This is a genomic window from Engelhardtia mirabilis, assembly GCF_007748095.1.
Lineage (GTDB): Bacteria > Planctomycetota > UBA1135 > UBA1135.
Window position 1 is genome coordinate 269,732 of record NZ_CP036287.1, and the last position, 13,381, is coordinate 283,112.

General features: G+C 70.5%; 10 protein-coding genes. 5 read left to right on the plus strand and 5 right to left on the minus strand.

The window, feature by feature from the left end:
- Nucleotides 1–3: 3 nt before the first annotated feature.
- Together Pla133_RS01040 and Pla133_RS01045 are read right to left on the minus strand one after the other, a co-directional pair.
- The gene (locus Pla133_RS01040; protein ID WP_145061500.1) at nucleotides 4–378 is read right to left on the minus strand and encodes a DsrE family protein; all 375 of its coding nucleotides are present in this window, start codon (nucleotides 376–378) and stop codon (nucleotides 4–6) included.
- A gap of 143 nt (nucleotides 379–521) precedes the next feature.
- Nucleotides 522–1,094: a TetR/AcrR family transcriptional regulator gene (locus Pla133_RS01045; RefSeq protein WP_419192007.1), complete on the minus strand. Its 573-nt coding sequence runs from the start codon at nucleotides 1,092–1,094 to the stop codon at nucleotides 522–524.
- A gap of 128 nt (nucleotides 1,095–1,222) precedes the next feature.
- Here Pla133_RS01045 and Pla133_RS01050 point away from each other — a divergent pair, with 128 nt between their 5' ends.
- The gene (locus Pla133_RS01050; RefSeq protein ID WP_145061504.1) at nucleotides 1,223–2,389 is read left to right on the plus strand and encodes an aminotransferase class I/II-fold pyridoxal phosphate-dependent enzyme; all 1,167 of its coding nucleotides are present in this window, start codon (nucleotides 1,223–1,225) and stop codon (nucleotides 2,387–2,389) included.
- An 86-nt stretch (nucleotides 2,390–2,475) separates the two neighbouring features.
- Here the strand turns inward: Pla133_RS01050 and Pla133_RS01055 are convergent, their stop codons facing one another.
- On the minus strand, nucleotides 2,476–3,039 hold the full coding sequence (locus Pla133_RS01055) for a DUF4136 domain-containing protein (RefSeq protein WP_145061506.1): 564 nt from the start codon (nucleotides 3,037–3,039) through the stop codon (nucleotides 2,476–2,478).
- A 299-nt stretch (nucleotides 3,040–3,338) separates the two neighbouring features.
- Between Pla133_RS01055 and Pla133_RS01060 the strand changes: the two genes are divergently transcribed.
- Complete coding sequence (locus tag Pla133_RS01060) at nucleotides 3,339–4,733, plus strand: hypothetical protein (RefSeq protein WP_145061508.1); 1,395 nt, start codon at nucleotides 3,339–3,341, stop codon at nucleotides 4,731–4,733.
- A gap of 111 nt (nucleotides 4,734–4,844) precedes the next feature.
- Here Pla133_RS01060 and Pla133_RS01065 read toward each other — a convergent pair whose 3' ends face one another.
- Nucleotides 4,845–8,369: a mechanosensitive ion channel domain-containing protein gene (locus tag Pla133_RS01065; RefSeq protein ID WP_145061510.1), complete on the minus strand. Its 3,525-nt coding sequence runs from the start codon at nucleotides 8,367–8,369 to the stop codon at nucleotides 4,845–4,847.
- 209 nt (nucleotides 8,370–8,578) lie between these two features.
- Here Pla133_RS01065 and Pla133_RS01070 point away from each other — a divergent pair, with 209 nt between their 5' ends.
- Nucleotides 8,579–10,285 (plus strand): hypothetical protein, encoded by a 1,707-nt coding sequence (locus tag Pla133_RS01070; protein WP_145061512.1) that lies wholly within the window; start codon nucleotides 8,579–8,581, stop codon nucleotides 10,283–10,285.
- A 66-nt stretch (nucleotides 10,286–10,351) separates the two neighbouring features.
- Here Pla133_RS01070 and Pla133_RS01075 read toward each other — a convergent pair whose 3' ends face one another.
- Complete coding sequence (locus tag Pla133_RS01075) at nucleotides 10,352–11,794, minus strand: cobyric acid synthase (RefSeq protein WP_419192008.1); 1,443 nt, start codon at nucleotides 11,792–11,794, stop codon at nucleotides 10,352–10,354.
- 91 nt (nucleotides 11,795–11,885) lie between these two features.
- Here Pla133_RS01075 and Pla133_RS01080 point away from each other — a divergent pair, with 91 nt between their 5' ends.
- A complete protein-coding gene (locus Pla133_RS01080) occupies nucleotides 11,886–12,398 on the plus strand; it encodes an ATP-dependent zinc protease family protein (RefSeq protein ID WP_419192009.1) in 513 nt (170 codons plus the stop codon).
- The gene (rimK, locus tag Pla133_RS01085; RefSeq protein ID WP_145061515.1) at nucleotides 12,395–13,297 is read left to right on the plus strand and encodes a 30S ribosomal protein S6--L-glutamate ligase; all 903 of its coding nucleotides are present in this window, start codon (nucleotides 12,395–12,397) and stop codon (nucleotides 13,295–13,297) included. Before Pla133_RS01080 ends, rimK begins: the two co-directional genes overlap by 4 nt.
- Nucleotides 13,298–13,381: the final 84 nt, after the last annotated feature.

The window sequence follows — 13,381 nt, forward strand, 5'->3', positions numbered from 1 at the left end:
GCCTCAGAAGGTCAGGACCGAGAAGCCTTGGGTGGCCAGGTTGTGGAGGCTCGGCAGGCCGCTGGTGCCGGGCACCGGGTTGTCCCTGATCAGCTCGAAGCCCGAGCGCTGCACGCCCTCGCCGGCCCCGAACACGTCGGCGCAACCGCAGGAGGCGCCGGCGACCTTGTCCTGCACCGCCTTGAACAGGTCGTGGGCGGGGTGCTCCGGGCGCACGATCTCCCCTGCCCAGCGCGTCCCGGCGCCCTGGAACAGGATCGTCACCTCGTCGCCGCGGTGCTTGAAGTCCCAGGCGGTGGCGAGGGCGTTGAACAGGCGTCCGAGGGCTTCGTCGGAGCCGTTGGAGGGGTCGGAGAGGACGACGATGGCTGCTTTCATGGCGGTCGTTCGGTCGCGGGTGGCGGGGCGGGGCGCTCGGAGGTGAGCGCGATCAGCCGGCCGTGCGGACCCCGCGCGGGCTTGTGACCGAACGTTCGTTCTATTTCAGCCGACGAGTTGAACGGACTCGGCTGTCCGCCCCCTCAGAGCTCGACCCGGCCCTCGACCAGCAGCGCCGGCAGGCCCTTGATGACCCGCTTGAAGGCGCGCGTCTCGCCGCTTGCGCGGGCCAACACCAGGGCGCCCTCCACCCGCACGAAGGCCTCCTCCGCCCGCCGGCGAGCCGCGGCGGGCGTCGCTCCGGCCTCGCGCGCCGCGCCCGCCAGGCCGGCCACCAGGGTCTCGACCGTGTCAGCGATCGCCGCCGCCACTTCCTGCGTCGGCTGCCCAAGCGACAGGGTGTCGATGGCGCAGGGCCGCTGGCCCCCGGCGTAGAAGGCATCGATACGTCCGGCCACGGCGCGCACGCGCGAAGTCAGATCGCCGTCACCCGACAAGGGCGCCAGGATCTGGGCCACCAGTCCCTGGTGGAGCGCCGTCAGAACCGCCGTGGCCATCTGCGCCTTGCCGCCGGGGAAGCGGTGGTAGAGGCTCGCGCGCTGCAGGCCCGTGGCCTCGACCAAGCGACCGACGCTGGCGCCTTCGAACCCGTGGGTGCGGAAGATGCCCTCGAGGGCGGTCAAGAGATCCGAGTCGTCGAGCCTGGGTCTGGGCATGGATAGGGCGCGCGGCGCGGCGCTCACGCGCTGGGCCAAGACCCTAGTGCGAAAGTCGAGGCAGCCCCATCCCGCAGGGGGCATCTCGTGGAGAATGCGCCGCGCACCGTCCCCGACCCCACTCCCCGATGATCCTCCGCCAGTTCCCCCCCATGGGGGTCTACGAGACCCTCTTCCGCTTCGCCGACGCCACCGCCAAGTACATGGGCGACCCCGGGACCCACCCCTGGGCCCAGGGCTTCCCGATGACCAGCCAGGTCCCCGGCGGCCCGACCCTGCCCGATTCGATCGCGATCACGGCCACGGACCGCATGTACCCCAAGGCGGACGGCCAGCCGCCCCTGCGCGAGGCGATCGCGGCCTACTACAACCGCTTCTACGACGCCGGCATCACGGCCGACAACGTGGCGGTCTTCGCCGGCGGGCGCCCGGCGATCTACGCGATCCTGATGTTCCTGCTCGAGGACCGCCGGGTCTGCATCGAGGAGACCGAGTACACGCCCTACTGGGACGTGCTCGAGGTGCTGGGCCGCGAGTTCGACATCATCCAGTCGGACGTCGCCAACCGCTTCCGGCCGACCCTGGCGGACCACCCGAGCGGCGACCGCGCGTTCCTGATCCGCTCCAACCCCTGCAACCCGACCGGGGTGCACACGCGCGGCGCGGAGCTGAAGGCCCTGGTCGACCACTACTCCAAGCCCGGCCGCGGCGCCCTGATCGACGAGGCCTACGAGTTCTTCAGCGACGGCGAGGCCGAGAGCGCCCTGGCGCACATCGACGACATCGACGCCACCGACATCTTCGTGGTCGGCGCGGCGACGAAGGGCCTGCAGGTGCCCGGGATGCGCGTGGGTTGGGCCGTGGCCTCGAAGGAGCACATCGAGCTGTTCCGCAACTACTCGTCCTTCGCCATGGGCGGCGTCAGCCGCGCATCGCAGCTCTACGTGGCCGAGCTGCTCGAGCTGGAGCGCGTGACCCACGCCCGCCGCGCCATCGCCGAGTACTACACGATGCAACGCGACCGCTACGGCGCCGCCCTGGCCGACCTGGGCCTCGAGTTGTTCACCGGCGACGGCGGCTTCTACCACTGGGGCCGCCTGCCCGAGGGCCTGACCGGCGACGCCTTCAACGAGCGCCTGTTCGAGCACGAGGCCGGCATCCTCCCCGGCCGCCTGTGCGACATGGCCCGCCGCGGCGACGACGGCCCCATGGGCCCCTTGATCCGCTTCAGCTTCGGACCCCTCGGCCCGGACTCGTTCGAGTCGGACGTGGCGATCCTCTCGAAGTGCTTCTGAGCCAGGTCGCCGGCGCCCGGGTCACTCGATCCGGGCGCGGCGAGCTGGGGGCGGGCGGGCTCCGGCGCGCGACCTCGTAGCCGCCGTCAGCTTCCCGTCGCGGGCGGCGGGAACTGCTCCAGGATCCCGTCCACCAACTCGGTGAAGAGCTCCTCACGCTCCGCCGGCTCCAGCGCGTCCACCCGCTCCAGGTTCCGCACGGCCCAGCCGCGCCAGACCAGGCGGCCGTCCGGCTCCACCAGGTCGATGGTCAGGGTCCCGACCGTGCGCTCGGTGACCGTGTACTGCAGGTTGCCACCCGGGAAGTAGCCCGGCCCGTACCAACCGATACCCGACGACCAAGCGTCCACGTCGACCTTCTCGCGCCGCGTCAGCCCATAGCGCACCCGCACGTCGGCGTCGTCCGCCGGCCCGCTGACGCCCTTGGCCCCGAGCGCCGCGACGATCGCCCGCTCGACCCGCTCCGCGTCGAGGGACGACAGGCCACTCGCCCGGGCCTCCCCGTCCTCGCCCTCCCCCGCCCAGCCCCAGCTGGCCACCCCCGCGAGGTCCGCCGCGGGGTCGTAGTCACGGTAGTAGCGCACGCCCGAGCAGGAAGTGAGCAGGGCAGCCGCGAGGGCGGGGATCAGGGTGGTGAGCTTGAATGGCATGGAGCGGTACGCGCGGGGCTGCCGATCGTAGCGTCCACGGCCAATCGCCGAGCCAGCCTGCTCATGTTTGCTAGGCCTACTCGCGCGAACGCTCCGCCCGCGATCTCGACGTCGGATTTGGGTTTCCTGATGCGCTGCTCCTGAACGACCGGGCGGTCGCGCCAGTACGGGCGAGAGCGGTTCACCCCGGTCAGAAGTATTTTTCCCCGGATTCGCACCACCGCGCTGAGCTGTTTGACGTTCGTCCGTCCGTCCCCGCAGGACCCATTGCGGCGGCGTCCTGCAGTCGAGGTGAATGAATGAACCTGGCCGTCTTCAATCGTGTCATTTCCCACTTCGTGGTCGGTGCGTTCGCGCTGTTCTTCTTGGCGATCGCGCCACCCCCGATTCTCCTCGACGCGGTCGGAAGCCCCGCTCGAGCGAACAGAGAGCAGGCTCGGGGCGATCGCGATTCGGCTTCAGGCCGAGAGTCAAAGCCAGTTGAAATGACGGTCTTCGACATCGCACGCTCGCGGGCGAGCTGGCTGACCGGCGTTGTGCCCTGGAACGACTTCGTGCGAGGCCTACCGACCGCGTCCGGGTCATCGTCGCCTGCAGGTGGTAGGAACGCAGCGGCAACAGTTCTGTCGGCCGCGTTGTTCCTCCCTGTGGTCGTGGTGGTTGGTCTGATCATCAGTGCTGTCACCTCCGCGATCGTGATGGGCGTCCGACTCTGCGGCTATGCGATTCAACCGGTGTTTGGACGCGCCTATCGGAAGTTGAAGGGTGAGTCGGTAGGCACAGGCGTCTCCCTTCTATTCACTGGCACGAGCCTGCTCGCAGGCTCCCTCGTCCTGGCTCTTGCACTGACGACCGTCAGCGTCGCCTTTGGATGCATCGGGGCCCAGGAACTCGCGAGCGCGGCATACTGGTCGGGAGCGTGGACCGACAGCGCCTTGGTGGCTCTGGCAGTCTTGGGGCTAGTTTGGATCGGAATGCGGCGTTGGCTCGGATCTGCCAGCGGGAAGTCCGTGTCGCCTTCAGGAGAGCCGATCTGGGTTATGTTGGTCGAGCGGCACTTGGGGGGGCGGGATGTGAAGCTCCGTGAGCCCACGTCGCTCATCGGGTCCTGGGTGACCGCTGCGATGTTCTTCAATCTGCTCGGATGGCTGCGCGCGCGCGGGCTCTTCCTATCCTTTGGGCAAGTTCTTGCTCGACGGGCCGATTCCGGAGACGGGCCCAGGGAGAGATTCCAGTCGGACTATGACTGGGCGAGGACGCCGTGCGTCGAGTACCACCGGAGGATCGAAACTGCCGTTGAGTCGAGCGATGGGGCCGTTGCCAGACCCTGGAGGTTCCTCGAGTACCTGACGACCGATGATCTCGACGGCATGGCGCTGTCGATCTTCATGCGGTCGGGACAAGATCGGACGGTGAGCCGGTGGATCCGGCTGCGTGGAGTGTTTCGCACCGGTCGGGATGTCGGACTCGTGCTCTTGATCTGGGGGCTCGCGGTTCAGATCGATGCGAACGAGCGCCTAGTCGGGGCGGGAGAGCCGATTCTCGTCCAGTGGATCGGCTCCCTGGCCATGTTGGCCGGGTACCTGACGCTGGTGCTCTCCAAGCGCACCCAGTTGATTGCGGCACGCATGGTCGGGCGGGGCGCACTGCTGTCCATGCTCCGTCGCGCCCATCACTCACCTGCGGCTCCCTGAGTGAACTGTCGAGGCTCGCCGGGACGCTGCCGGGGACGAACTCCAGAAGGCCGTAGGTGAAGCATGGCCAGCGCGAGCGGCGGCACGTTGGTTGCCGGTGCCGCGATGCGATCAGGACTTCGGCGCCGCAGGTCCGGTGCCGCTGTCCGCGTCGAGGTCTAGCAGCGTGGCCCGCGCGTCCTCGCCGCGCTCCACCTGCACCCGCAGCACGCCGTCCGACAGGCGCAGGTGCACGTCCCGCTGGGGGAAGGCGATCTCGATCTCGTGCTCGCGGCAGGCGCGGTCGATGGCCATGTGGAGGTCGTGCATGATTCGCGTCCGGCCGACGTTGGTGGGCTCGTTGACGAAGACGCGGACTTGGAAGTTGAGCGTGCTGTCGCCGAAGCCGACGAAGAACACGTTCGCTTCGGGCTGGTCGAGCACCAGGGGGTGCGCCCGGGCGACCTCGGTCATGGTCCGGTGGGCCAGCTCGGTGTCCGAGCCGTAGGCGATGCCGACCACGAAGTCGAGGCGCAGGATCGGGTCGGACAGGCTCCAGTTGATCAGCTCGCCGGTGATGAAGTTGCGGTTGGGCACCACCAGCTCGCGACGCTGCCAATCGGTGATCGTGGTCGCGCGCATGCGGATGCGGCTGACGATGCCGGTCACGTTCGAGACCGTCACCGTGTCGCCCACGCGCACCGGTCGCTCGAGCAGGATGATCAGACCGGAGACGAAGTTGGCGAAGATCTCCTGCAGGCCGAAGCCCAGACCAAGAGACAGGGCCGCCACCAGCCACTGCACCGAGGACCAGCCCACGCCGATCGCGTTGAAGGCCAGCACCGTGCCGGTCGCCACGATCGCGTAGAGCGAAAGCGTCCGACTTGCGTAGCGCGCGCCGGCGTCGAGGGGCAGCTGTTGCAGCACCGCGATCTCGAGGAAGCTGGGCGCGTTGCGCGCGGCCGTGATCGTGATGGCGACGATGAGGATCGCCAGACCCAGGCTGGCCAGGGTGATCGGAACGGCGGTTTGAACCCCGTCGATGGTCACCATCTGGTCCCAGAGCTTCTTCTCCTCGAGCACGTTCAGGGCCGGCAGGATGTCGACCCACGTGAACCACAGCCCGATCACCACCAGGGCGCCGGCGGCGAAGCGCAAGAGGCCCTGGGTCTGGTCCTTGATCTGCGCCACGTTGATCGCGTCGACCGGATCGAGGAACTCGGCCTTGGCGTCGGCGTCGCTGGTGTCGCGCTTCTCGAGCAGCGCCGCGCGCTTCTCCATCGCCACCTTGAGCGCCAGCCGGCGCTGGGAGATGGTCAGCCAGCGCAACAGCACCGCGTGCATGGCGAGCACCGCGACGATCAGCACCAGCGTGCCCTCGAGCCGGTCGGCCAGGGCCAGGGCCGCGTACTGGTAGCCGGCGATGGTCATGCCGGCCAGGCCGAGGGGGATCACCAGCGCGATCGGCAGCCATGCCGCGCGGGTGCCGCGCACGATCGACGAGCGCGTGCCCGTACCCAACCCGAGGCTCGGCCGCAGGAGCGCCCCGCCGAGGGCGGCCACGGCGATGGACAGCACCACCAGGCCCAGGGCGGAGAGCGCCGTGTGCTCCTCGGCCTCGGACTGCTCGGCGGCCAGGTTGATCGCGAAGGTCGCCGCCAGGGCGATCGGCGTGAACCAGACCAAGTGGCGGCGCAGCAGCCGGCCCGTGTGCTCGCTCCACTCGAAGTGGCTGCGGATCAGGCCGTGGGCGCGGCTCGCGTCGCGGGTGTAGATCAACGCCAGGGCGACGGCGGCCGTGTTCACCAGGGCGTCGCCGACGGAACTCGTGGCCGCGCTGACCCCCGGCGCGCTGGCCAGGCGCCAGCCGACGAAGTAGATGGCCAGGGGTTGGGGCAGGGCCACGGCCAGATGCAAGAGCGCCGTCCGCAGCGTGAGGAGGATCCCGTCCTTGCGTACGTGCCCAACCGAGTCGGCGATGGCTTCGATGCGGTCCGTGGCGCGCCGGCGCACGGACATCAGGGCCACGATCGCGACCGCCGCGGCCACGTACCCGCCGAGGTTGCCGCGCAGGTCGCCCATGAGGTCGTCGAAGACCTTCTTCCAGAGGGTGCCTCCCGTGGCCCACGAGAGGTCGGCCACCAGGCTCTCCATGGCGCCCGCCGTGAGCGGCGACATGTTCGGGATCCACAGCAGCCGCTCGGCGAGCAGCAGGGACAGCTCCTGGGCCTCGGCGAACAACGCGCGTTCGCGCGACTCCAAGAGCACGAGCCCGGCGAGGTACTCGCGTCGCGTGCCCTCCAGCAGCTCGAGCTGAGCCGTCTTGGTCTCGAGCAGCCGCTTGAGCTCCGCGCGCAGCTCCAGCTGGGCCGGGCCGTCCAGCTCCTGGGCCGAGGGCCGCGCCATGCGCTGGTCGAGCACGCGGTCCAAGTTGCCCAGGCGGGTCAGCTCGCGCTCGAGGGTGAACAGGGCCAGGCGCTGCTCCATCCCGTCGGCCTGCAACTGGTCGGCGGAGCGCTCGTAGCTGCGCGGATCGGTCAACTCCCGCCGCAACTCCACCAGCACCGTGCCCAGGGAGCGCGTGATGCCCAGCTCGAGGCTGAGTTTGATCTCGCGGTTGTCGCGCTCGGTCTGGGCCAGGCGCGCCTCGACGTCCACCTGCCGCTCGCGCAGCTCGTTCAGCTTCGGGACGAGCTGCTCGTTGGTCTGGGTGACCTCGGCGATGGCCACCGCAACCTCCTCGATCTGGCGGTGCTTGCCGATGGACTGTTGTCGCTCGATCTGGGCCTCGTTGCTGGCGGCGGCCGCGGCCGACTGGCGCATCTCGCTGACGCGGCTCTGGACGCGGGCCAAGCGCGCCTCGAGCTCGGTCACGTCGAGTTCGGCCTGGCTCAACAGGACCTCGATGTGCTCCTGCCGCGTGGCCTGGCTGAGCATCTCCTGGTCGAGCATGGCCACCTCCGCCGCCCGCGCGCGGCGGCGGGCGAGCTTGACCTGCAGCTCGAGCGCCTCGATCCCACCGGGGTCGGCGGGGCTGCTGGCGTCCGCGACCTCCCCGTCGAGCAGCTCGAGGGCCCGACGAGCGTCCGAGAGCTCGGTCGCCGCGGCCTCCGGTCGCAGTCGCACCGCCGACAGCTCGCGCTGCAGCTCGGCCACGCGCGCTCGATCGCCGGTCAACTCCGCCCCGAGTTGCGAGGCGATTCGCTGGAGGGCCTCCAGATCCTTCGGCAGATCCGCGGAGGCCGCCGCCGGGTCCGCGTTGGCGCGCGCCTGCAGCGCGGCCCGCCCGCGCTCGATCTCGTTGGGCAGTTCGACGATCGCCCGCGCGAACTCGTCGCCCCGCGCCTTGAACTCGCCTGCCGCGTCGAGCTCCGCCAGGGCGCTCTTGACCAGGTCCACCCGGCGCGTGCGCTCGACCTCGCCCAGGGTCTCGTTGTTCTGCAGCGCCAGGAGGCGTGCTTCGAGGGCCGCGCGATCGGTCTCGGAGGCGCTCGACAGGGGCGCGACCGCCGGGGAGTCCTGGGCGGTGCCGATCGATCCCGCGCGGGCGGTCGGCGCGCCCCCCAGCGCGAGGGTCAGCAGCAGGGCCAGACTGGTCGCATGGCCGAGAAGGCGTGGGCGTCGGGCGAGCGCGGCGTCGGGAGAGCAGGTGAGCACACCTGATGATGCGTCGAATCGGTCGATGCGATCCAGTTCCGAAGCGGCGGATCCCGAGTGGGCGTCGCGGAACGCGGTTCGCTCCCTGCCCGGCGCTCGTTAGCTTGCGGGGGAGCGCCGCCGAGGGCGAACCTCCGCCGGCGCGCGGTGATGGGTCGCGGCGCTCGAGCGCGACGCTAGAAACGACCATGGCGGATCCACCGACCACGATGCCCTGCTTCAGCCTGCAAGTACCCGAGGGGCTCCTGGGCCGTTTCGCGCCCCGCGGCGGCTTCATCGCCGTCCTGTCGCTGTCGATTCTCGTTCTTGGCCCACGGTCGGCGGCGGCGCAGGGTGAGATCGGGTCTTCGGAGCAGGAGCACGCTGGGACGGCTGTGCCGGTCGTTGCGACGAGCGCGGTACCGACTTCCGCGCAGGTCGCCGTGCCCACTTCCGCGCAGATCGCGGTGCCCACTCACCAGCCGAGCTCGGCGACGGCACCTCAGCAGGCGACGGGGCTCTCGCGGCAGGGGGAGTCCCTCTCCGCCGACGGGCTCACGCGGCGTCAGGACCTCGTGGACGCGCTGCACAGCGCCACGCTCGGCAAGGACGGCGCGACGCCGGTGCTCGACATCTCGCGCCTGCCGCAGTTGCGCGACCCGTCCCGGCCGCTCCCCGAGGCGTTGGATCTCGGAACGCTCCAGTCGCGGTTGAAGCAAGGCGAGCTGGCGATCAGCCGTCAGCCTGACCGCAGCGATTGGTTGATGGTCGACCCGGAACACCGCAGCTCCGTGCGCAGCGTGGACGGGACCGCCCTGCCCGCCGGGCGATGGACCGAGGTCCCGGGCTGGACCGACGCCGCCGACAGTGAGACGCGGCCGGTTGGCATCACCCTCGCCCCGCGGGAGGTGCTGCTGTTCGACGAGGCTGGTGCGGACCGTCGCCGGGTGCTCGAGAGCGAGGCCTGGCTCGGCTCACGCATCATGGTCGGCTCTGCGGAGTCGGTTCCCGGGCCCGATGGCGCCCCGCGCGCGCGGGAGATCGTCGAGTACGGCGTGCGGATCGTCTCGTCGTTCACGCCCCTGCGCTGGAGCGGCGAGGCCTACCAGACCGACCTGACCCTGGCCCTGCAGCGGCGCGATCGCCAAGGAGAGAGCGATTGGACCCCGCCCCGTCCCCTGCAAATGGCCTTCAGCGACATGGGGCTGGGCGTGGAGTTGGTGCCCTCAACCGTCGAGTTCGAACGCGCGGGCGTGGCCGGCAGCCGCACGGCGACCCTGCGCTATCGGCGCGGGCCCGCGGGCTCGGCCGACTTCTCCATCGCCGGCGACTTCGATTCGCAGCCCTTCAGCTACCCCGCCGGCGTCACCCTCGGATCCCTGCGCCTCGAGTCGGCCAATCCGGCGCCGCTCGGGCTCGGCTTGGAGCAGGTGACCCTGACCGTGACCCGGCTGGCCCAGGACGGCCAGCCGTGGGCCGGGCCCGAGGCGCTGGAGTTGAGCGTGACCACGGGTCGCGCCAGCGGCCCGACCCAGGTCGAGATCCCGGCCGGCGCGTCGGTGGCCCAGTTCGTCATCCGCACGGCGGGGACCGGCCCGCTGACGATCGCCGTGCGCGCCGCCGGCGGTGAAGCGGCGAGCTGCGAGTTGGACCTGGGTCTGCCCTGGGTGCTGCTGATCTCCTGCCTGCTCGGTGGGCTGGTCGGCAGCCTCCTGCGCGGCTCGCGCGGCCCGCGGAATCTCGGCCTCGGCGTGTTGGTCGGTCTGTTGGCCTTCGCCCTCGCGACCCTCGGCATCCGCGTCACCGAGGTCGACCCGAACCAGGCCTTGACCGAGGTCGGGGCCTTCGCGATCACCGCCCTCGCGTCCCTGGTCGGGGTCAGCGTCTTGCCCGGCGCCAAGGGTCCGAAGGCCGACGACGCGCCAACCGCCGCCTGAGCATCTCGCACCGCCCAGAAGCGCGACCCCGACTTCCGACTTCGGCCACTGGATCCCAATTCCCGCTCAACGGGCGTCGAGGGCCGCAGCCCAGCCCGAGCTCTCGACCAACCCCGCGATCGATTCGATCTGCGCGTCGACCGCCGTCGCCCAGTCCTCGGCGCGGCCCTTCCAGCCCAGCGACTCCAAGAGGTCCTGACGCCAGGCCGTGTTCTCGGCCAGGCCGTGCAGGTACACGCCGGTCACTGGGCCCTGGCTCCATCCGAGGCCGTCGGCCAGGTAGGGCCGCACGCCCGGGCCGGGGACCGTCTGGCCGTGGTGGATCTCGTAGCCGGCGACCGTCGTACCCGCCAGGGGACCCTCGCCAACTAGCCGCGCCACGACCTGCTCGGTGCGCTTGGCGGGTACCAGGGTCGTCTCGAGGTCGAGCAGACCGAGGCCGTCGCAATCGCCCGACTCGAGGCCCTCGGGGTCGTGGATCCGCCGTCCGAGGATCTGCATCCCCCCGCACACGCCCAGCACCCGCACACCGGAGCGCGCCGCCGCCTCGATCTCGCGGTCGAGCCCGCTGACGCGCAGGTGTGCCAGGCTCGCGCTGGAGTCCTTCGAGCCGGGCAGCACCACCAGGTCGTAGTGGTCCAGGCGCGAATGGCGCGTGATCGGCACCACCTGCACGCCCTCGGCGAAGACCAGGGGGTCGAACTCGTCGAGGTTGCTGGCCCAGGGGTAGACGATCAGCGCCACGTTGACGGCGCCGGCCTGGGGGCGGCCCGTGCGGTTGAGCGCGTCCTCCTCGGGCAGGGTGTGGCGCCGGTAGGGGACCAGGGCCACCACGGGCACGCCCGTGCGCTCCTCGAGCCAGGCCGGGGCCTCGCCCAACAGGGTCGGGTCGCCGCGGAAGCGGTTCAGCACGAAGCCCTTGATCCGGGCGCGCTCCTCTTCGGTCAGGCACTCGTAGGTCCCGAGCAGGTGCGCGAAGGAGCCGCCGCGGTCGATGTCCGAGGCCAGGTAGACGTCCGCCTCGGCCTCGATCGCCACGGCCATGTTGACGATGTCGGCGCGGCGCAGGTTGATCTCCGCCGGCGAGCCGGCGCCCTCGATCACGACCAGGTCGAACTGCGCCGTCAACTCGGCCAGGCATTCGGCCACCGCCGGCCAGAGCCTGGCCCGCCGCTCCATCCACGGCGTGCCGGTGACCAGGGGGGCGTAGCGGCCGCGGACCACGACCTGGGCGTGGGTGTCCGCGCTCGGCTTGAGCAGCACCGGGTTCATGCGGGCGTCCGGCGTCACCCGAGCCGCGAGGGCCTGCAGGTACTGGGCCCGGCCGATCTCCTCGCCGGTGGGCGTGACCGCGGCGTTGTTGCTCATGTTCTGAGCCTTGAAGGGCGCCACGCGCAGGCCACGGTTGGCGTAGTGCCGGCACAGGGCCGTGACCAGGAACGACTTGCCGGCGTCGCTGGTGCAGCCCATGACCATCAGGGGCGTCGAGGCTCGGGTGGGTCCGTTCATCGAGGGGCCCGACTGCAGGATGGGCGTCCGCGAATCCTACCGGCCCGATCGCCCTCGGCGGCTATGCTGCGCGCCGTCGCCGATAGCCGCTGTGTCCAAGTCAATCAAACGAGAGCCCCGGGTCGTCGTCGGCTGGCGGGAGTGGGTCGCCCTGCCGGACCTGGGAGTCGAGACGATCAAGGCCAAGGTCGACACCGGGGCGCGGACCTCGTCTCTGCACGCCTTCAACGTGGTCGAGTTCCAGCGCGATGGCCAGGACATGGTGCGCTTCGCGATCCACCCGGAGCAGGGCCGCAAGCGGCCGGAGATCCAGACCGAGGCGCCGCTGCTCGAGCGGCGCAAGGTGACGCCCTCCAGCGGGCACGCGGAGCTGCGTCCGGTGGTGTCGACCCACATCGAGCTGCTCGGACGGGTGTTCGAGGTGGAGCTGACCCTGACGCGCCGCGATGCGATGGGCTTCCGCATGCTGCTCGGACGCCAGGCCCTGCGCGGGCGCTTCGTGGTCGATCCCGGTCGATCCTTCCTCAACGGTCGCCGCATCAAGGGCACCAAGCGACTCAAGAGCAGTCGCCCCCCGGCCGGAGACTCGACCCCGTCGTCATGAAGATCGCCATCCTCTCGCGCAGGCCCAGCCTCTACTCGACAGCGCGCCTCAAGCAGGCCGCCGAGTTGGCGGGGCACGAGGCGGTCGTCGTCGACTACCTGCGCTGCTACATGAACATCGCCTCCCACCGGCCCCAGGTGATTCACCAGGGCGAGCCCTTGGAGGTCGACGCGGTGATCCCGCGCATTGGCGCGTCGAAGACCTTCTACGGCGCCGCGGTGGTGCGGCAGTTCGAGATGATGGGGGTCTTCCCGCTCAACGAGTCCCAGGCCATCTCGCGCTCGCGCGACAAGCTGCGCTGCCTGCAACTGCTGTCGCGCCGCGGCATCGGCCTGCCGGTGACCGGCTTCGCCCACTCGACCAAGGACGTCGAGGGCATCATCGAGGCCGTGGGCGGCGCGCCCCTGGTGGTCAAGCTGCTCGAGGGCACCCAGGGCATCGGCGTGGTGCTGTGCGAGACCAACAAGGCGGCGGAGTCGGTGATCGAGGCCTTCCGCGGCCTGGATGCCAACATCCTGGTGCAGGAGTTCATCAAGGAGGCCGGCGGGGCGGACCTGCGCTGCTTCGTGGTCGGCGACAAGGTCGTGGCCGCGATGATGCGCCAGGGCGCGCCCGGCGAGTTCCGCTCCAACCTGCACCGCGGCGGCACGGCCAAGGCCGTCAAGATCACGCCGGAAGAGCGCAGCACCGCGGTGCGCTCGGCCAAGGCCATGGGCCTGAAGGTCTGCGGCGTGGACCTCTTGCGCTCGAACCACGGCCCGGTGGTGATGGAGGTCAATTCCTCCCCCGGCCTCGAGGGCATCGAGGAGGCCACCGGCGTCGACGTGGCCGGGGCGATCATCGCCTACATCGAAGCCAACGCGGGGCCCAACAAGACCCGCGACCGCATCAAGGGCTGAGGGGGGGGGGCGGCTCGGAGTGGACGGTTGCCGCGCTCAGTCCCAGAAAAAAAGGTCGTCGCAACAACTATTGGTCTGACGTAG

What these genes read in the sequence shown, in the direction of transcription:
- Pla133_RS01060 (WP_145061508.1), top strand. Translation starts at nt 3,339, where the DNA reads ATGAACCTGGCCGTCTTCAATCGTGTCATTTCCCACTTCGTGGTCGGT.
- rimK (WP_145061515.1), top strand. Translation starts at nt 12,395, where the DNA reads ATGAAGATCGCCATCCTCTCGCGCAGGCCCAGCCTCTACTCGACAGCG.
- Pla133_RS01055 (WP_145061506.1), bottom strand. Translation starts at nt 3,039, where the DNA reads ATGCCATTCAAGCTCACCACCCTGATCCCCGCCCTCGCGGCTGCCCTG.
- Pla133_RS01040 (WP_145061500.1), bottom strand. Translation starts at nt 378, where the DNA reads ATGAAAGCAGCCATCGTCGTCCTCTCCGACCCCTCCAACGGCTCCGAC.
- Pla133_RS01070 (WP_145061512.1), top strand. Translation starts at nt 8,579, where the DNA reads ATGCCCTGCTTCAGCCTGCAAGTACCCGAGGGGCTCCTGGGCCGTTTC.
- Pla133_RS01050 (WP_145061504.1), top strand. Translation starts at nt 1,223, where the DNA reads ATGATCCTCCGCCAGTTCCCCCCCATGGGGGTCTACGAGACCCTCTTC.
- Pla133_RS01075 (WP_419192008.1), bottom strand. Translation starts at nt 11,794, where the DNA reads ATGAACGGACCCACCCGAGCCTCGACGCCCCTGATGGTCATGGGCTGC.
- Pla133_RS01045 (WP_419192007.1), bottom strand. Translation starts at nt 1,094, where the DNA reads ATGCCCAGACCCAGGCTCGACGACTCGGATCTCTTGACCGCCCTCGAG.